This is a genomic window from Pseudomonas canadensis (assembly GCF_000503215.1).
Classification (GTDB): domain Bacteria; phylum Pseudomonadota; class Gammaproteobacteria; order Pseudomonadales; family Pseudomonadaceae; genus Aquipseudomonas; species Aquipseudomonas canadensis.
Window position 1 is genome coordinate 62,364 of record NZ_AYTD01000010.1, and the last position, 17,895, is coordinate 80,258.

At 61.0% G+C, this 17,895-nt stretch carries 15 protein-coding genes and 1 pseudogene; 7 read left to right on the plus strand and 9 right to left on the minus strand.

The window, feature by feature from the left end:
• Positions 1–127 precede the first annotated feature (127 nt).
• Together U367_RS0104870 and U367_RS0104875 are read right to left on the minus strand one after the other, a co-directional pair.
• Complete coding sequence (locus U367_RS0104870) at positions 128–3,226, minus strand: efflux RND transporter permease subunit (RefSeq protein ID WP_028615922.1); 3,099 nt, start codon at positions 3,224–3,226, stop codon at positions 128–130.
• 6 nt (positions 3,227–3,232) lie between these two features.
• Positions 3,233–4,375, minus strand: coding sequence for an efflux RND transporter periplasmic adaptor subunit (locus tag U367_RS0104875; protein ID WP_016979386.1), 1,143 nt, complete (start codon positions 4,373–4,375; stop codon positions 3,233–3,235).
• 171 nt (positions 4,376–4,546) lie between these two features.
• Between U367_RS0104875 and U367_RS0104880 the strand changes: the two genes are divergently transcribed.
• Positions 4,547–5,248: a response regulator transcription factor gene (locus U367_RS0104880; RefSeq protein WP_010210801.1), complete on the plus strand. Its 702-nt coding sequence runs from the start codon at positions 4,547–4,549 to the stop codon at positions 5,246–5,248.
• A 3-nt stretch (positions 5,249–5,251) separates the two neighbouring features.
• A complete protein-coding gene (locus U367_RS0104885) occupies positions 5,252–6,553 on the plus strand; it encodes an ATP-binding protein (protein WP_028615923.1) in 1,302 nt (433 codons plus the stop codon).
• On the opposite strand, the gene U367_RS0104890 is transcribed toward U367_RS0104885, so the two are convergent.
• From U367_RS0104890 to U367_RS0104900, 3 genes are read right to left on the minus strand one after another with little or no spacing between them, the layout of a single operon-like run.
• On the minus strand, positions 6,554–7,222 hold the full coding sequence (locus U367_RS0104890) for an anti-sigma factor (RefSeq protein ID WP_028615924.1): 669 nt from the start codon (positions 7,220–7,222) through the stop codon (positions 6,554–6,556).
• Positions 7,219–7,734: a sigma-70 family RNA polymerase sigma factor gene (locus tag U367_RS0104895; RefSeq protein ID WP_028615925.1), complete on the minus strand. Its 516-nt coding sequence runs from the start codon at positions 7,732–7,734 to the stop codon at positions 7,219–7,221. Before U367_RS0104895 ends, U367_RS0104890 begins: the two co-directional genes overlap by 4 nt.
• 51 nt (positions 7,735–7,785) lie before the next feature.
• On the minus strand, positions 7,786–8,307 hold the full coding sequence (locus U367_RS0104900) for a DUF3455 domain-containing protein (protein ID WP_028615926.1): 522 nt from the start codon (positions 8,305–8,307) through the stop codon (positions 7,786–7,788).
• 138 nt (positions 8,308–8,445) lie between these two features.
• Here U367_RS0104900 and U367_RS0104905 point away from each other — a divergent pair, with 138 nt between their 5' ends.
• Positions 8,446–9,216 carry a class I SAM-dependent methyltransferase gene (locus U367_RS0104905; RefSeq protein ID WP_028615927.1) on the plus strand — a complete coding sequence of 257 codons (771 nt, stop codon included), beginning with the start codon at positions 8,446–8,448 and terminating at the stop codon, positions 9,214–9,216.
• A 91-nt stretch (positions 9,217–9,307) separates the two neighbouring features.
• A complete protein-coding gene (locus U367_RS0104910) occupies positions 9,308–10,093 on the plus strand; it encodes a sulfite exporter TauE/SafE family protein (protein ID WP_016979380.1) in 786 nt (261 codons plus the stop codon).
• A gap of 785 nt (positions 10,094–10,878) precedes the next feature.
• Here the strand turns inward: U367_RS0104910 and U367_RS0104915 are convergent.
• Positions 10,879–12,111 carry an acyl-CoA dehydrogenase family protein gene (locus tag U367_RS0104915; protein WP_028615928.1) on the minus strand — a complete coding sequence of 411 codons (1,233 nt, stop codon included), beginning with the start codon at positions 12,109–12,111 and terminating at the stop codon, positions 10,879–10,881.
• A gap of 255 nt (positions 12,112–12,366) precedes the next feature.
• Here U367_RS0104915 and sfnG point away from each other — a divergent pair, with 255 nt between their 5' ends.
• Positions 12,367–13,491: a dimethylsulfone monooxygenase SfnG gene (sfnG, locus tag U367_RS0104920; protein WP_028615929.1), complete on the plus strand. Its 1,125-nt coding sequence runs from the start codon at positions 12,367–12,369 to the stop codon at positions 13,489–13,491.
• A gap of 58 nt (positions 13,492–13,549) precedes the next feature.
• Here the strand turns inward: sfnG and U367_RS01000000129865 are convergent.
• Positions 13,550–13,993, minus strand: a pseudogene (locus tag U367_RS01000000129865) (GNAT family N-acetyltransferase); the annotation flags it as partial.
• Between the two features lie 94 nt (positions 13,994–14,087).
• On the opposite strand from U367_RS01000000129865, the gene U367_RS0104930 reads away from it, so the two are divergent.
• Complete coding sequence (locus U367_RS0104930; protein ID WP_028615930.1) at positions 14,088–15,674, plus strand: RimK family protein; 1,587 nt, start codon at positions 14,088–14,090, stop codon at positions 15,672–15,674.
• Between the two features lie 7 nt (positions 15,675–15,681).
• Complete coding sequence (locus tag U367_RS0104935) at positions 15,682–16,620, plus strand: magnesium transporter CorA family protein (protein ID WP_028615931.1); 939 nt, start codon at positions 15,682–15,684, stop codon at positions 16,618–16,620.
• A 101-nt stretch (positions 16,621–16,721) separates the two neighbouring features.
• Here U367_RS0104935 and map read toward each other — a convergent pair whose 3' ends face one another.
• Positions 16,722–17,477 carry a type I methionyl aminopeptidase gene (gene map / locus U367_RS0104940; RefSeq protein WP_028615932.1) on the minus strand — a complete coding sequence of 252 codons (756 nt, stop codon included), beginning with the start codon at positions 17,475–17,477 and terminating at the stop codon, positions 16,722–16,724.
• On the minus strand, positions 17,477–17,677 hold the full coding sequence (locus U367_RS0104945) for a ParD-like family protein (RefSeq protein ID WP_003190946.1): 201 nt from the start codon (positions 17,675–17,677) through the stop codon (positions 17,477–17,479). The genes map and U367_RS0104945 overlap by 1 nt, the downstream gene beginning before the upstream one ends.
• Positions 17,678–17,895: the final 218 nt, after the last annotated feature.

Here is a 17,895-nt window from a genome sequence, read left to right on the forward strand (position 1 = left end):
GGCAGTTGTATGTGAACACCATAACCCTTGTAGGAGCTGGCTTGCCAGCGATCGCATCGACTCGGTGTGTCTGAAAGCCCGAGGTGTCTGCGTCGCTGGCAAGCCAGCTCCTACAGGGGGGCGTTGATCAGTCTGTTTTGTGGCGTTTACGCACCAACTTCATCACGACCACAAAGAACACCGGCACAAACACCACCGCCAGCGTTGCCGTGATCATGCCGCCAATCACCCCCGTGCCAATCGCTTGCTGGCTGGCGGAACTGGCGCCCGTGGCAATCGCCAACGGCACCACGCCGAGGATGAACGCCAGGGACGTCATGATGATCGGTCGCAGACGCAAGCGTGCGGCTTTCAAGGTGGCGGTGACCAGGTCTTCACCCTGGTCATACAGGTCCTTGGCGAACTCGATGATCAGGATCGCGTTCTTCGCCGACAGGCCGATGATGGTGATCAGGCCGACCTTGAAGAACACATCGTTGGGCATGCCACGTAAGCCCACCGCGACGACCGCGCCGAGCACACCGAGCGGCACCACCAGCAACACCGAGGTCGGGATCGACCAGCTTTCATACAGCGCCGCCAGGCACAGAAACACGATCAGCAGCGACAAGCCCAACAGCAAGGGTGCTTGAGCGCCGGACAGGCGTTCCTGCAACGACAAACCGGTCCACTCCTGGCCCAAACCTGCCGGCAACTGGCTGACCAGGCGCTGGATCTCCTCCATCGCCTCACCAGTGCTGTGTCCCGGTGCCGCTTCGCCGGAAATCGCGATGGCCGGGTAGCCGTTATAGCGCGTCAGCTGGGTCGGGCCCTGGGTCCATTTGGCTTCGACAAAGGACGACAGCGGCACCATCTTGCCAGCGTTGTTGCGCACGTTGATTTTCATCAAGTCCGCCACCTGGCTGCGTTGGTCGCCCTCGGCCTGCACCACCACCCGCTGCATGCGGCCCTGGTTGGGAAAGTCGTTGATATAGGCCGAACCGATGGCCGAGGACAGCACGTTGCCCACGTCCGCAAAGGACACGCCCAGTGCGTTGGCCTGCTTGCGGTCCACTTCCAGCTGCACTTGCGGTGCTTCGGCCAGGGCGCTTTCGCGCACGTTGGCCAGGATCGGGCTTTTCTCGGCGGCGGCCAGCAATTCAGTACGTGCCGCCATCAGTGCGGCATGACCGACGCCACCCCGGTCTTGCAGGCGGAACTCGAAGCCGCTGGACGTGCCCAGGCCGTCCACCGGCGGCGGCAGGATCGCGTAGGCAACCGCGTCCTTGAGCTCGCTGAAGGCCATGTTGGCGCGGTCGGCAATCGACGAGGCCGAATCATCGCTGCTGCGTTGCGACCAATCCTTGAGCGTGGTAAACGCCAGCGCGGCGTTCTGCCCTGAACCGGAGAAACTGAAGCCCATGATCATGGTGGTGTCGCCCACCCCAGGTTCCTCGGCGTTGTGCGCTTCGATCTGCTCGGCCACGTGCACCGTGCGGTTCTTGCTCGCACCCGGTGGCAACTGGATGTCGGTGATGGTGTAGCCCTGGTCTTCCACCGGCAGGAAGGAGGAGGGCAGGCGGCTGAACATCCAGCCCAGGCCCACCAGCAGCACCAGGTAGATCAACAGGTAACGCCCGCTGCGCTTGAGGGCATACGCCACCCAGCCTTCATAACGGTCGGTGAGGCTTTCAAAGCGCTGGTTGAACCAGCCAAAGAAACCGCCCTTGGCATGGTGTTCGCCTTTGGCGATCGGCTTGAGCAAGGTGGCGCACAGGGCCGGGGTCAAGGTCAGGGCGAGGAATGCCGAGAACAGGATCGAGGTGGCCATCGACAACGAGAACTGCTGGTAGATAACCCCCACGGAACCGGCCATGAACGCCATCGGCAGGAACACCGCCACCAGCACCAGGGTAATGCCGATGATGGCCCCGGTGATCTGGCCCATGGCTTTTTTCGTCGCTTCCTTGGGCGACAGACCCTCGGTGGCCATGATGCGTTCGACGTTCTCCACCACCACAATGGCGTCGTCCACCAGGATGCCGATGGCCAGTACCATGCCGAACATGGTCAGTACGTTGATCGAGAAGCCCAGCAACAGCATGGTGGCAAAAGTGCCCATCAGGGCAATCGGCACCACCAGCGTCGGGATCAAGGTGTAGCGCACGTTCTGCAGGAACAGGAACATCACCGCAAACACCAGTGCCATCGCTTCGAGCAGGGTGTAGACCACCTTGGTGATCGAGACCTTGACGAACGGCGAGGTGTCATACGGGATCTTGTACTCCACGTTGGCCGGGAAGTAGCGCGACAGCTCGTCCATCTTTGCCCGCACCAGGGTGGCGGTGCTCAGCGCATTGGCGCCGGGCGACAACTGCACGCTGACGGCGGTGGACGGCTTGCCGTTCAGGCGGGTGGAGAACTGGTATTCCTGGCTGCCGACTTCCACCCGCGCCACATCGCCGATGCGCACGGTCGAGCCGTCGGGGTTGGCCTTGAGCACGATGTCGGCAAATTCGGCTGGCGTTGAAAGCTGGCCCTTGACCAGGATCGCGGCGGTGATTTCCTGGGTGTTGGTGCCCGGCAAATCACCGATGCTGCCCGCCGAGACCTGGGCGTTCTGCGCGCTGATCGCGGCATTCACGTCGGCCGGCGTCAGGTTGAAGCCGATCAATTTCTGCGGGTCGATCCAGATGCGCATGGCGCGCTCGGCACCATACAGCTGAGCTTTGCCCACACCGTCGAGACGCTTGAGTTCGTTCATCACGTTGCGCGCCAGGTAATCACTCAGCGCCACGTCATCGAGCTTGCCGTCGTTGGAGGTGAGGGTCACCAGCAGCAGGAAACCGGCGGAGACTTTCTCCACCTGCAAGCCTTGCTGGGTCACCGCTTGCGGCAGGCGCGGCTCGACCGCTTTGAGGCGGTTCTGCACGTCCACCTGGGCCATTTCCGGGTTGGTGCCCGGCTGGAAGGTGGCGGTGATGGTGGCCGAACCCAGGCTGCTCTGGGACTCGAAATACAGCAGGTGATCGGCGCCGTTGAGCTCCTGCTCGATCAGGCTCACCACGCTTTCATCCAGGGTCTGCGCCGACGCACCGGGGTACACCGCATAGATCTCGACTTTCGGCGGAGCCACGTTGGGGTACTGCGCCACCGGCAATTGCGGGATTGCCAGCAGGCCGGCCAGCAGGATAAACAGGGCGACCACCCAGGCGAAGATCGGGCGGTCAATAAAGAACTGCGGCATGGCGGGTTATTCCTTTACGAGCGGGCTGTCGTCCACTTCAACTTTTTCACCGGGGCGCGCGTGTTGCAGGCCTTCGACGATGATGCGGTCACCGGGCTTGAGGCCACTGCTGACGATCCAGCGGTCATTGATCACTGCACCCAGTTCTACCGGCTGCTGGCTCACGGTCTGCTCGGCGTCCAGCAGCAACACCATCGGGATACCGGCGCTGTCACGGGTGATGGCGCGTTGCGGCACGCTGATGCCTTGCTTGTCGACAGCCTGTTCCAGGCGCACACGCACAAAACTGCCGGGCAGCAAGTCAAGGTCCGGGTTGGGGAACTCGCTGCGCAGGATGATCTGCCCGGTGCCGGGGTCGACGCTGATCTCGGCGAACAGTAACTTGCCCGGCAGCGGGTAGAGGCTGCCGTCGTCCTCGATCAGCGTGGCCTTGGCCTGGTCCTGGCCGACCTGCTTCAAACTGCCGGCACGGAAGGCGCGGCGCAGGTCGTTCAGCTCGCGTGTGGACTGGGTCAGGTCGGCGTGGATCGGGTCCAGTTGCTGGATAAGCGCCAGCGGCGTGGCCTCGTTCTGGCCGACCAGTGCGCCTTCGGTGACCAATGCGCGACCAATGCGACCGGAAATCGGCGCAGTCACGGTGGCGTAGCCCAGGTTCAAGCGGGCGCGTTCGACGGCAGCCTTGTTGGCGGCGACTTCGGCGTTAGTCTGGCGCACGGCGGCGCGGGCGTTATCGTAGTCCTGGCCGCTGATGGCATTGCCTTCCACCAATTGGCTGTAGCGCTGTTCCTGCAGGCGCGCCTTGAAGGCATCGGCCTCGGCCTTGCTCAGGTTGGCCTGGGCGCTGTCGAGGTCGGCCTTGAACGGCGCGGGGTCGATGCGAAACAGCACGTCGCCCTGTTTCACGTCATGGCCTTCCTTGAACACCCGTTGCATCACCACGCCTGCGACCCGTGCACGCACTTCGGCGATGCGCGGTGCGGCAATACGCCCGCTCAATTCGCTGGTAATGGCCAGGGGCTTTGCTTCAAGGGTTTCGACGCGCACTTTGGCCAGGGGCATTTGCGGCGCTTCGGCGGCGGAGTCGCCACATGCGCTCAGGGCCAGGGTGAGGGCCAGCAGGCAAAATGGCGCAAACAGATTCTTCGACATGCTCTTATCCCAATATTGACTGGCGCATCCTAAAGTCACCTGCGCCGTGGTGCTGTGAAGCTGTGTAGCTCGTCTGTGAAGAAATGTAAGGTGCGGCGCGCGGGGCGCCGGGGGCGTATATCCTTGCACAATCCTGCAACACACCAACAAACCGCATTATTTGGAAACACCATGCCCAACATCCTCCTGGTGGAAGACGACGCCGCACTCTCCGAGCTGATTGCCAGCTACCTGGAACGCAATGGCTACCACGTCAGCGTGCTCAGCCGTGGCGACCACGTCCGTGAACGCGCGCGCCTGAACCCGCCGGACCTGGTGATCCTCGACCTGATGCTGCCAGGCCTCGACGGCCTGCAAGTCTGCCGCCTGCTACGCGCCGATTCGGCAGGGCTGCCGATCCTGATGCTCACCGCCCGCGATGACAGCCACGACCAGGTGCTGGGCCTGGAAATGGGCGCCGACGACTACGTGACCAAGCCCTGTGAGCCACGGGTATTGCTGGCGCGGGTGCGTACGTTGTTAAGGCGCAGCAGTCTGTCCGAACCCCAGGTGGCCAATGATCAGATCATCATGGGCAACCTGTGCATCGACCTGTCGGAGCGCACGGTGACCTGGCGCGAGCAGCCGGTGGAGTTGTCCAGCGGCGAATATAACCTGTTGGTGGTGCTCGCCCGGCATGCCGGCGAAGTCCTCAGCCGTGACCAGATCCTGCAACGCCTGCGCGGTATCGAGTTCAATGGCACCGACCGCTCGGTGGACGTGGCCATCTCCAAGCTGCGCCGCAAGTTCGACGACAATGCCGGTGAAGCGCGCAAGATCAAGACGGTGTGGGGCAAGGGCTACCTCTTCAGCCGTTCCGAGTGGGAATGCTGAGCCATGTTCAGAGTACTGCTGCGGCTCTACCTGATCACCATCGTCACCTACAGTCTGGCGATCTACCTGATTCCCTCGCTGGTGATCCAGCTGTTCGAACACCGCTACATGAACTACAACATCGAGCAGACCCGCGGCCAGCAGAAACTGATCGTCAAGCAATACCTGCGGGCGCCGGTAGAGCGCTGGTCACAGGTGACCGAGCAACTGGGGCGCGATTTTGCACCGCTGAAAGTGCAATTACTGCTGCGCCAGGACGCCAGTTACACCCCGGCGGAAGAACAACTGCTGGAGCAGGGCAAGTCGGTCGTGCGCTTGGGGGAGTGGGGCTGGATGACCGAAATCAGCTCGCCGGTCAACGAGCAGTTCGCAGTCAAGCTGACCATACCGCCCGATCCACTCGACATGAACGTACTGTACTGGGCGATCAATGTGTTGATCGTGGCTGCGTTACTGGCCTGTCTGCTGATGTGGCTGCGCCCCCACTGGCGTGATCTGGAACGCCTGAAAAACACCGCAGCCCAATTAGGCAAGGGCAATCTGAGCGAACGCACACACATTCCCCCAAGCTCCAACATCGGCAGCCTGGCCACGGTGTTCGACACCATGGCCGACGACATCGAACACCTGCTCAACCAGCAACGCGACCTGCTCAATGCGGTCTCTCACGAACTGCGCACGCCGCTGACGCGCCTGGATTTCGGCCTGGCCCTGGCATTGTCCGAAGACTTGCCCGAAGCCAGTCGCGAACGTCTGCAAAGCCTGGTGGCGCATATCCGCGAGCTGGATGAGCTGGTGCTGGAGTTGCTGTCCTACAGCCGCCTGCAAAACCCGGCGCAGTTGCCGGAGCGGGTCGAAGTGGTCCTCGATGAATTCATCGACAGCGTGCTCGGCAGTGTCGATGACGAATTGGAAAACCCAGAGATCGTCATCGATGTGGCGCTCGACTGCGCCGTGGAGCGCTTCAGCCTCGACCCACGCCTCACCGCCCGCGCGTTGCAGAACCTGTTGCGCAATGCCACGCGTTACTGCGACAAGCGTATCCAGGTCGGCGTGAAGGTGTGTGCCAAGGGCTGTGAAATCTGGGTGGACGACGACGGGATCGGCATCCCTGTGGACCAGCGCGAGCGCATCTTCGAACCGTTCTACCGCCTGGACCGCAGCCGCGACCGCGCCACGGGTGGTTTCGGCCTGGGCCTGGCCATCAGCCGGCGCGCCCTGGAAGCGCAGGGCGGCAGCCTGACGGCGTTGGCTTCACCGCTGGGTGGTGCGCGGTTTCGCGTGTGGTTGCCCACCGTCGCCTGATCAGAGCACCTTCACCGCGCGGCCGATCGCCTGAATCGGCCCAGTGGGCTTACCGGTCGGCGAGCCACGCGGGTCTTCCAGGGTCAGTTCGAACAGCTGGTTTTGCGTGAGCGGCGGCAGCTTGTCCAGCGGCACCGACAGCGTCTGGCCCGGTTTGACCAGGCCGAGGGACACTGGCCCTTGCCAGCCGTCGCCCTTGGTCCAGAACTGCAGGGCCTTGTCGGACGGCACTTCCATCACGCCCAACGGGATCAGCTGAATCTGCTGATCATGACTGGCCTGGATCACCCATCCCGGTGCCTGGCTTTGCGGCGCGACCAGCACGACCACGAAGCTTGGGTCGGCAGTGGGCGGGCGGGTCAGTAGCAACCCGGCCAGTACCAGCGTGGTCAAAAGCCCGGCACCGGCCAGGCCGCGCCACACGGCCAGCAGGTCCCACCAGTGCGTGCGGGCAGTGGCGATGTTACGTTCGATACGCCGCCACAGCTCAGAGGAGGGCGGTACGGGTTCCGCCAAGGCGGTCAGCGGCAACAGGCGTTGCTCCCAGGCGTCCACTGCAGCGCGTAGTTCGGCATCGTGCTTGAGGCGTTGTTCGACGTCGGCGCGTTGTTCGCCGGGCAAGGTGCCCAGCACGTATTCGCTGGCCAGTTCGTCCAGTGGGTCGTTCATGCCATGCACTCCCGCAGCGCGGCGAGGCTACGTTTGATCCAGGCCTTGACGGTCCCCAACGGGGTGTCGAGTTTCTGGGCGATTTCACTGTGGGAATAACCGTCGACATAGGCATGCAGGATGCACGTGCGACGGGCCGGGTCGAGTTGCTCCAGGCAGGTGTGGACCTGTCCCGAGCGCGCGCTGAATTCAAAGGTTTCGGTTGCGGCGACTTGCTCGTGTTCGTCGCCCAAAGGCACTTCGCGGTAATGGTTACGCACCACGTTGAGCGCCAGGTGCCGGGTCACGCTGAACACCCAGCCACGGGCCGAGCCGCGACTGGGGTCAAAACTACTGGCGCCTCGCCAGATCTTGATAAACGCATCATGTACGATATCTTCGGCCAGGGATTTGTCCCTGGCGATGCGCAACGCCACGCCGAGCAGATGGCTGCTTTCCTGCTCATACAGCTGGCGCAAGGCGCGTTGATCGCCACGGGCGCAAGCCTGCAGACAGGCTTCGTAATCAAACACGGATGGCTACCCCCCAATGATCGGCATGGGGGGCAGCGTAGACGACTTTACTCAGTTGGCCGCCCAGAAAATGTAATCCGCCTGGTACTTCACCACTTCCTGCTTGCCTTTGTTGGCTGCGGTGCACTCGCTGCTCGGCGCCACGCCGCCCTTGAGGGCCACGCGCTGGATGTAACTCACGCCGCTCATCGCGCCTTTGCCTTCAGCGGGGTTGGCCTTGACCAATTGATACGGCAAGTTGCCCGCACCGGATGGCGCCACGGCCAATTGGGTGCCGGTGATTTTCGAACCGTCCTTGGCCTGCCAGGTGGCCGGCGGGCCGAAGTAAGTGCCGACTTGCTTGCCGCTGCGGTCATTCAACACGGCCTTGGGCCCGACGAAGGTCCACTCGGTCTGGCCGACGGCGTTGGCTTTGTCGCGGCATTCGTAGGTGATTTCGCCGACGCCGGTGGTTTCCATCGCCACCTTATGGCCGTCCGGCACCTTGATGCTGTCGGGCAAGCCGGTCTGGGCGAACGCTGCGGGGGTGGCAGCGAGCAGGGCGGTGAGGCAGAACAGTGCTTTAGCGTTCATGGGTACTTCTCCATTTCAGTCAAACAGCGGGGGTTCTGAAAGGACTACCCAGGGCCTGCGCGATTGGATGCAGCGATTAGAAAATAAAGGTGAGAGGGCGCACACTGTGCCCCCGCTTTACCCGAGGAGAGATTGGCAATGACTGGTGTTCACACGTCTGCTCAACAGGGTTTTTCGACCCAGGCCGTCACCTACGCCCAAGGTCGGCCGGATTATCCAAGACAACTTACGGGCTGGCTCGCCGACACACTGCACATCGACGCGCTGTCCAGTGTGATCGACCTGGGCGCCGGCACTGGCAAATTCACCCGCTTGCTCAGCACCCTGGCGCCGACCTTGATTGCCGTCGAGCCGGTGGCGGCGATGGGCGCGCAGTTGACCAAGCTGCTGCCCGATGTGCGCCTGGTCAATGGCACGGCTGAATCCATCCCGCTGCCGGCCGCCAGCGCTGACGCGGTGGTGTGTGCCCAGGCGTTCCACTGGTTCTCCACCGAGGCCGCGCTGGCGGAAATCCATCGCGTGCTCAAGCCCGGCGGCCGACTGGGCCTGGTGTGGAATGTGCGGGATGAGTCGGTGGATTGGGTCGCCGCCATCACTGACATCATTACTCCGTACGAGGGGGATACGCCGCGTTTTCATACGGGGCGTTGGCGTGAGGCCTTCACTGGCAAGTATTTTTCCGAGCCTGAAATGACCTGTTTTCCCTACAGTCATGTGGGCAGTCCTCAGGAGGTGATCATGGATCGCTTTCTCTCCGTGAGCTTTATTGCTGCGCTGCCGGAGGCGTCCAAGGCTGTGGTGACCGCGCAACTGCAGGCACTGATCGACACGCATCCTTCACTGAAGGGGCGCGACACCGTGGCCTTTCCGTATCAAACCCAAGCGTATGTCTGTCATCGACTGAGCTAAAAGGCATAAAGTCAGATCATATTGATATAAGTCGTTATAAGAAAAATCGCTATCCTGCGGCCAGAAATTTATAAGGCCGCAGGTAGCTGGAATGGATGTGGGTAATTTTGGTTTTGTGGTGGCGGGCCTGATCGTTGGTTTTATCGTGGGCATGACCGGTGTGGGTGGGGGGTCGCTGATGACCCCGATCCTGTTGTGGTTCGGTATCAACCCGGCCACCGCCGTGGGCACTGACCTGTTGTATGCCGCCATCACCAAATCCGGTGGCGTGCTGGTGCATAGCAAGAACAAGAATATCGATTGGACCATTACTGGCTGGCTGACCTTGGGCAGCGTGCCTGCGGTGCTGTTGACCTTGTGGTTTCTGGCCAGTTTGCATACCGACCCTAGCGTGATGAATGCAGTGATCAAGCAGGCGCTTGGGGTGGTGTTGTTGCTGACTGCATTGGCGATTCTGTTCAAGAAGAGCCTGTTGGGGTTTGCCCAGCGGCATGCGGGAGACAGCTATCACATGAGTCCGCGCAATTTGAATGCGCTGACGGTGGTGACGGGGGCGATCCTCGGAACCATGGTGGCCCTGACGTCCATTGGTGCGGGTGCGTTGGGGACGGTGGCGTTGTTTATTTTGTATCCGTTCCTGGCGACGCGGCGGTTGGTGGGGACTGAGATTGCGCATGCTGTGCCGTTGACCCTGGTGGCGGGGTTGGGGCATGCCAGCATGGGGAATATGGACTGGCATTTGTTGGGTTTTTTGTTGATGGGGTCGTTGCCGGGGATCTATGTGGGTAGCCATATGACGGGCAAACTGCCTGATGGCGTGTTGCGGCCTTGCTTGGCGGTTATGTTGATGGCCATTGGTTATAAGTTGGCGTTTTGATTGCGGGCATATCCGTTGTTTGGGTGATGGCTGGTATTGGTTCCGCCCTTACGGCGGGTCACTTTTGAAAAGAGCCCAAAAGTAACCAAAAGGCTCTTGCCCCAACACTCGGCACCTCGCTTAGGCTCGGTGTGCCCTCACTCCGGCTTGAATCCGTGGGCCGCCGCGATGGGCCATCCTTGGCCCAGCGCGGCTAACCCGGCGTCCTGCCGGGTTACCCACGGATTCAAGCCTGCGTTCGGCCAGCGTGTTTGACGGGGCGCCTAAGATCAAGAGCGACTCGCTTCGCATCGTAGATACGCGGTCCCTGTAGGAGCCGGCTTGCCGGCGAAAAACGTGAGACCGCCGCGTTTTGTCTGGTTCCCCCGCATTATCGTTGAAGACCATCGCCGGCAAGAACTAGGCGTCCCCCCGGCTCCTACAGGACCGCGTTTGATTTTGCCTTTGCTTTACACCACTCAAGCCGGCTGTCAGGCCGCTGTGCTCTTGCTTTTGATCTTGATCTTAGGCGCCCCGTCAAACACGCTGGCCGGAATTCGGCAGGGATTTGGGGGGTAAACCGGCAGGGATGCCGGTTTAGCCGCCCCGCGCCATGGATGGCGCGTGGCGGCGGCCCCCCAAATCACTGTCGGATTACGGGCACACCGAGCCTAGGCGAGGTGCCGAGTGTTGGGGCAAGAGCGCTTTGGTTACTTTCGCGCTTTTCGAAAGTGACCCGCCGTAAGGGCGGAACCATAAGCCGCCATCACCTAAATAACGGATATGCCCCCAATCAAACCCACAACTCAACCCCGCCCATTCCCAATCTGCCAAACAAACGGCGGCTCCACCCCATTAACCACCCAATCCCCCACAATCCGAGCCTTATAAATCACCGGATTATGCGACGACACCGTCCGCGCATTCCGCCAATGCCGATCCAGCGCCTTACCCTGCCGCACATCCGAAGCCCCCAGTGCATTAAACAACTCACTGGTAGCCCGCTGAATCAACCCCGACACCACCACCTGCGCCGTAGCCGACTCAATCTCTGCAGCCACATTGGCTATACGCTCAGCAGCATCATCCCCCCCAAACCGCGCCAAATACGCCCGTTGCGCCGGCAGCGTCGCCCTCAGCGCACTCGCCTCAGCGGCATACACCAGCGCCGCCACTTCCCCGACCACCTGTTGAACCTGCGCATCCTGGCTCACATGCGCCGCATTGCCATGGCTGTAGATGCGCTTACGGCTGCGCACCTGATGCGCCACATCGCGCAAGGCCGCACGCCCAATCCCCGCCAAACTGGCGAGCAACACCAACTGATAGAACGCCGTTTGGTATTTAAACCGGCTGGCAAAGTCGATGACGTTTTCCGCATCCACCACCGCGTCGGTAAAACGCGACGTGCCGCTGCCGGTGGTGCGCTGGCCAAAGCCGTCCCAGTCATCGCTGTGTACCACCCCAGGCTGACGGGCGCGGGTGGCGGCGATCACATCACCACCGGTGTCGCTGCGTTGGGCATACACATCAATCCAGTCGGCAAAGATGCTGCCAGTGCTGTAGAACTTCTCTCCGTTGAGCTTCCAGCCATCGCCGTCAGGGCTGACCTGGGTGACCACATCGCCGATCGCCACGTTGCCAATCTCGGTCCAGGCGCAGCCGACGATATCGCCGTCCACGAACCGCTTGAACCACAGATCCCGGCCGGCACTGGGCGGGGCGTTCAGACGATCTTCAGCAAATGCAAAGTGCCCGCGCAGGGCCTGGGGTACGTTGGAATCGGCTTCGGCCAATTCGATCAGCAGTTCAAACAGCTGCGGCAGGGAAGCACCGCCGCCGCCATATTCCACCGGCACGCGTACTGCGCCAAAGCCTGCTTCCTTGAGCCACTGGATCGGTTCATGGGGCAGGGTGCGCGACTGTTCGCGTTCTACAGCGCCGTCGGCGATGCGTTGGAAGATCGGGCGAAAGCGCGCGGCCAAGGTCGAATAGTCGACGCCAGTGGACAGCGGGTTGATGACGTGTTGTTCGGTCATGGGCAAGGTTCCTGGGCAGTGATCAATGCAGGGGAGATTGCATACTCCGTGCCGGGTATCGGCGCCCGTATTTACGGGCCAAAGCGCTCAGCCACTGTTGCCCTGGCAACAGCTGATCGACAAACCCGTACACTCTGCGACATCGACGCCCGCACGCGGTATTGCGTGCAACGCCCCTGGCCCGGGCGTTTTCACGGCCTGGCACGCTTGCTGCTCAAGCCCTGGGTACATCCCCTTTGTGCGAGGAAACGCGAGATGAGTCAGCAAGCCGTGAAATTTGCCTACTGGGTGCCCAACGTCAGTGGTGGGTTAGTGGTCAGTAAGATCGAACAACGTACCCACTGGGGCATCGACTACAACCGCAAACTGGCGCAACTGGCGGAGGCCGCCGGCTTCGAATACGGCCTCACCCAGATCCGCTTCACCGCGGGCTACGGTGCCGAAAACCAGCATGAGTCCGTGGCATTCAGCCATGCGCTGCTGGCCGCGACCACCACGCTCAAGGTGATCGCCGCGATCCTGCCAGGCCCCTGGCAACCGGCGTTGGCGGCCAAGCAACTGGCGACTATCGACCAGCTCACCAACGGCCGTATCGCAGTGAATATCGTCAGCGGCTGGTTCAAGGGCGAGTTCCAGGCCATCGGCGAACACTGGCTGGAGCACGATGAGCGTTATCGCCGTTCCGAAGAGTTCATCCGCGCCCTCAAAGGCATCTGGACCCAGGATGAGTTCACCTTCAAGGGCGACTTCTACCGCTTCAACAACTACACCCTCAAGCCCAAGCCACTGGGCCAACCGGAGGTGTTCCAGGGCGGCAGCTCGCGGGCCGCGCGGGACATGGCGGCGCGGGTGTCGGACTGGTACTTCACCAACGGCAACACCCCGGAAGGCATCAAGGCCCAGGTCGATGACATTCGCGCGAAAGCGGCGGCGAACAACCATTCGGTCAAAGTCGGCGTCAACGCCTTCGTGATCGCCCGCGACACCGAGGAAGAAGCCCGCGCCGTGCTCGCGGAGATCATCGACAAGGCCGACCCGGAGGCGGTGAATGCCTTTGGCGATGCAGCGAAGCAAGCGGGCAAGGCATCGCCGGAAGGCGAGGGCAACTGGGCCAAGTCCAGCTTTGAAGACCTGGTGCAGTACAACGATGGCTTCAAGACCAACCTGATCGGCACGCCCCAACAGATTGCCGAGCGCATCGTCGCGCTCAAGGCGGTGGGGGTGGACCTGGTGCTGGCGGGGTTCCTGCACTTCCAGGAAGAAGTCGAGTACTTCGGCAAGCGTGTGTTGCCACTGGTGCGCGAGCTGGAAGCCAAGACCACTGTAGGAGCGAGCTTGCTCGCGAAAAACGTCAACGATGACGCGAGACTCCTGGTTTAACGCGGCGTCTGGTGGATCTTCGCGAGCAAGCTCGCTCCTACAGGATGCTGAGTCTGGACAAGGTCTTTTCTAACCGAAGGGCGGCGGTGTGGTCTTCGTAATAGGCGTCGATCAGGGCAAAGCGCCGATAACCGTTGCGCTCATAAAGGCTGAGAGCGTCGGGGTTGTCGGTGCGTACTTCCAGGCGTAGGCGCGTGCAACCCTGTGCCACGGCGAAAGCTTCAACGCGGCTCAGCAACTGTTTGCCCAGCCCCGTGCCACGCGCAGGTTCGGTAACGGCGATGGAATACAGACGCGCCAACGAGGTGCCACGGCGCAACAGCACCAGCGCATAACCGAGCAATTGCCCGTCATTGTCCGCCACCAGCAACTGGCCATGGGCGCGGCTGACCATCCACTGGAAACTGCGCTGTGACAGCCGGTCAGTGGTGAAGCAGTGCTGTTCCAGTGCCACTAATCCGGGCACATCCAAGAGGGTTGCAACGCGAAAGCAAAGAGCCATATGACCGCCGTAAAAGTTGCGTAACGAAACGGGACTTCTCTAAAAGATCGTGCTTAATAGAAAAGGTCGAGTTCTCTAAAGCGGATCAAATATTATGTCGGCGGTACAAGGTCATTGGCGTGAAGTATCCGAGCAAACCCTCGCGGCGACAATAACTAATAAAAGTTATTTTTGCGCACCACCGAAAGCTAGCAGTCAAGTCGTGATCATTGTCGAGCGCAAGGAAGATTGGGCCTCCTACTTTCCCAGCGAAGACATCGTCACCGCCCAGGAATACCTGGAACAGACCCGTGAAAACGAGAGTGGCAAGCGCGTACAGGTGATCAACCTGTGCCGCAGCTACAAGTACCTGGGGCACGGTTATTACTGCTCGCTGCTGGCCGAAGCCCGCGGGCACAAGGTGATTCCGTCGGTGCGCACCATCAGCGAACTGACGAAGAAGTCGCTGTACGGCCTGGCCTTGGACGACCTGGATAAAACCCTCGATAAAGCCTTGAGTCATCATCTTTACAGCAATACCGAAGGCTTTACCCTAACACTTTATTTTGGTCGGACCAATATAGAGCCGTTGCAAGATTTGGCCCGTCAGTTGTTTGAAGCCTTTCCGTGCCCGATCTTGTTAGTTGATTTTAAAAAGAATAACGGTTGGCATATTGAAGGCGTTAAATCGGGCGTGCTGCACAAGTTGCGCGACGATCAGGAAGATCAATTCGCCCACGCGCTGGACAACTTCAGCCGCAAGATCTGGCGCCAGCCGCGTTCACGTCGCCTGGCCCGTTATGACCTGGCCATCCTGCACGACCCTCAAGAGCAATTGCCGCCTTCCAATGCCAAGGCCCTGGATAATTTCATCCGCGTTGGCAAGGGCCTGGGCATCGATGTGGAACTGATCGAGCGCAAGGACTATTCGCGCCTGGCCGAATACGACGCCTTGCTGATCCGCGAGACCACCAGCGTCGATAACCACACCTACCGCTTCGCCAAGAAAGCCGAAAGCGAAGGCCTGGTGGTGATGGACGACCCGGCGTCAATCCTGCGCTGCACCAACAAGGTCTACCTCACCGACCTGCTCAACAGTCACCAACTGGGCATGCCCGCCACCGAAATCCTCTACAAGGAGCGACCGGAAGACTTCGAACGGGTCGGCGAGCGTCTGGGATTCCCGCTGGTGCTGAAGATCCCCGACGGCTGTTTTTCCCGCGGCGTGATCAAGGTCGAAAGCCAGGAAGCCTTGCTCAAGGCCACTGCCGAGTTGTTCGAACATTCGGTGCTGTTGCTGGCCCAGGAGTTCTTCTACACCGAGTACGACTGGCGCATCGGCATCCTTAATCGCAAGCCGATCTTTGCCTGCCAGTACTTCATGTCCAAGGGCCACTGGCAGATCTACAACCACAAGGCCATCGGCCAGGACATCAACGGTGAATGCCGTACCCTGGCGGTCCATGAAGCGCCCAAGGCGGTGGTGGAGCTGGCCGTGAAGACCGCCAACCTGATCGGCGATGGTCTCTACGGCGTCGACCTCAAGCAGTCCGGCGACAAGGTGGTGGTGATCGAAGTCAACGACAACCCGAACCTGGACGCAGGTATCGAAGATGCCTATTTGCAGGACGATCTGTATGGGCTGGTGCTGGAGGAGTTTGTGCGGCGCCTGGAGTTGAAGCGTCAGGGCCAGGTCTGGTGACCCGGCGATGATCCAGCGTTTTCAACTGACCGATGGCAAGCTGCACAGTGGGGAAAGTGATGATGCCCCGATCCAGTTGTTCAACAACCCTGACCTTGCCGAGCGCGAGTGGCTGCGCGACCACCACAAGCTCGACGAGCACGCCCTGGCCTCGGCGCTGGACCCCGATGAGGTCTCGCGCATCGAGTTTCACCCGGACAATCTGTTCCTGATCTGGAAACGCCCGGAAAACTACTCCGGTGGCGGCAACCTGGTGTTCGAGGTGTCGTCCTGCGGCCTGCTGTTTTCGCCTGGCCGCCTGCTGGTGATCGCCACCGACGAAACCCCGCTGACCGGCCTCGGCAAGCGCCGCCCGTTACACACGCCGCTGGATGTATTGCTCGACTTGTTGCTCAACAACATTCACCACTACCTGGGCCACCTCAAGGTGATCAAGCTGGTCGCACGGGAATTGCAGCAGCAGTTCAATGCGTCCATGAGCAACCACCACCTGATGCAGATGTTCAGCCTCAGCGAAAGCCTGATCTATTACATCAACGCGCTGCACAGCAACGGCGCGGTGCTGTCGCGGCTGCGCAATCATGCAGAAAAGGAACACTTCAGTGCGCAAATACTCGCGCTGATCGACGACCTGATCATCGAGAACCACCAGTGCTACAAACAGGCGGAGATCTATTCCAACGTGTTCTCCGGGCTGATCGACGCCCGCGGCAACCTGATGAACAACAGCATGAACAACCTGCTGCGCAAGCTCACGCTGATCAACGTGGTGTTCCTGCCGCTGAACCTGATTGCGAGCATTGGCGGCATGTCGGAGTTCAGCATGATGACGGCGGGGACGCCGTGGTGGGTGTCGTATCCGTTGTTTCTGGCGGCGATGGGGCTTGGGGCGGGCTTGATGGTGGTGGGGCTGAAGCGGATAGCGGGCGGCGCCAATGTCGTGTGAACACCGGTCCTTGTAGGAGCTGGCTTGCCGGCGATGCAGGCAACGCGGTGTTTCAGGCGATGCCATCGCCGGCAAGCCGGCTCCTACAGGGGTTGCGTCGTTCAGGCGCTGGGTTGCAAGGTCAAGACCTCGAACCCATCCGCCGTCACCGCCACGGTATGTTCCCACTGCGCCGACAGGCTGTTGTCCTTGGTCACCACCGTCCAGCCATCCTTGAGGCTGCGTACTTTCGAGCTGCCCTGGTTGAGCATCGGCTCCACGGTAAACACCATGCCTTCACGCAGTTCCAACCCGGTGCCGGGACGGCCAAAGTGCAGGACCTGTGGTTCTTCATGCATCTGTCGGCCAATGCCGTGGCCGCAATACTCGCGGACCACGCTGTAGCCGTTGGCTTGCGCATGGCTCTGGATAGCGTGGCCAATATCGCCCAGGCGCGCGCCGGGCTTGACCTGGCGGATGCCGGCCCACATTGCTTCGAAAGTCATCTCCACCAGGCGCCGGGCCTTGGGGGCGACGGTGCCGATCATGTACATCTTGCTGGAATCGGCGATGTAGCCGCCTTTTTCCAAGGTGATGTCGATGTTGATGATGTCGCCGTCCTTGAGGATGTCCTTGGCGCTGGGCATGCCGTGGCACACCACCTCGTTGATCGAGGTGTTGATGGAGAAGGGGTAGTCGTATTGCCCCAGGCTGGCGGGGCGGGCCTTGAGGTCGTTGCGGATGAAGGCTTCGACGGCGGCGTCCAGCTCCAGGGTGGAGCGGCCAACGGCGACAAACCCGTCAAGCATGGTAAAGACCTGAGCCAGCAGGCGCCCGGATTCACGCATCACGGCCAGTTGGGCGGCAGTCTTGATCATCAACTGCGCCCCCGGATCAGGTCGGGTTTGTCCAGCAACAGTTTGTTGATCAATTCATTGTAGGGCAGGTGAGGATTGAGCTCGGCGAGCAGGCCGATCTTGATCCAGAATTCGGCCTGGGCGTTGATGGAACGGTCCATCGCAGCGCTGGCCAGGCGCAGTTGTTCGTGCAGTTGGTCGGTGATCTTGACGATGCCCATGGGGTTCACTGTGCTAGGTTGATATACAAAGCGTATACGTTTCGTATGTTCTAAGTAAACCTTTTGTTGACTTGTCCGGCCGGGGACGGTTAATTTCGTGGCATGACCTTTCAACCTTTTCGCAGCCAGCCAAGCATTATTACCGCCATTCCTCATTTGGCGGGATAGCGCACGGCTGTACCCAAACCCGCCCTAGAGGCGGGTTTTGTTTTTCCGTC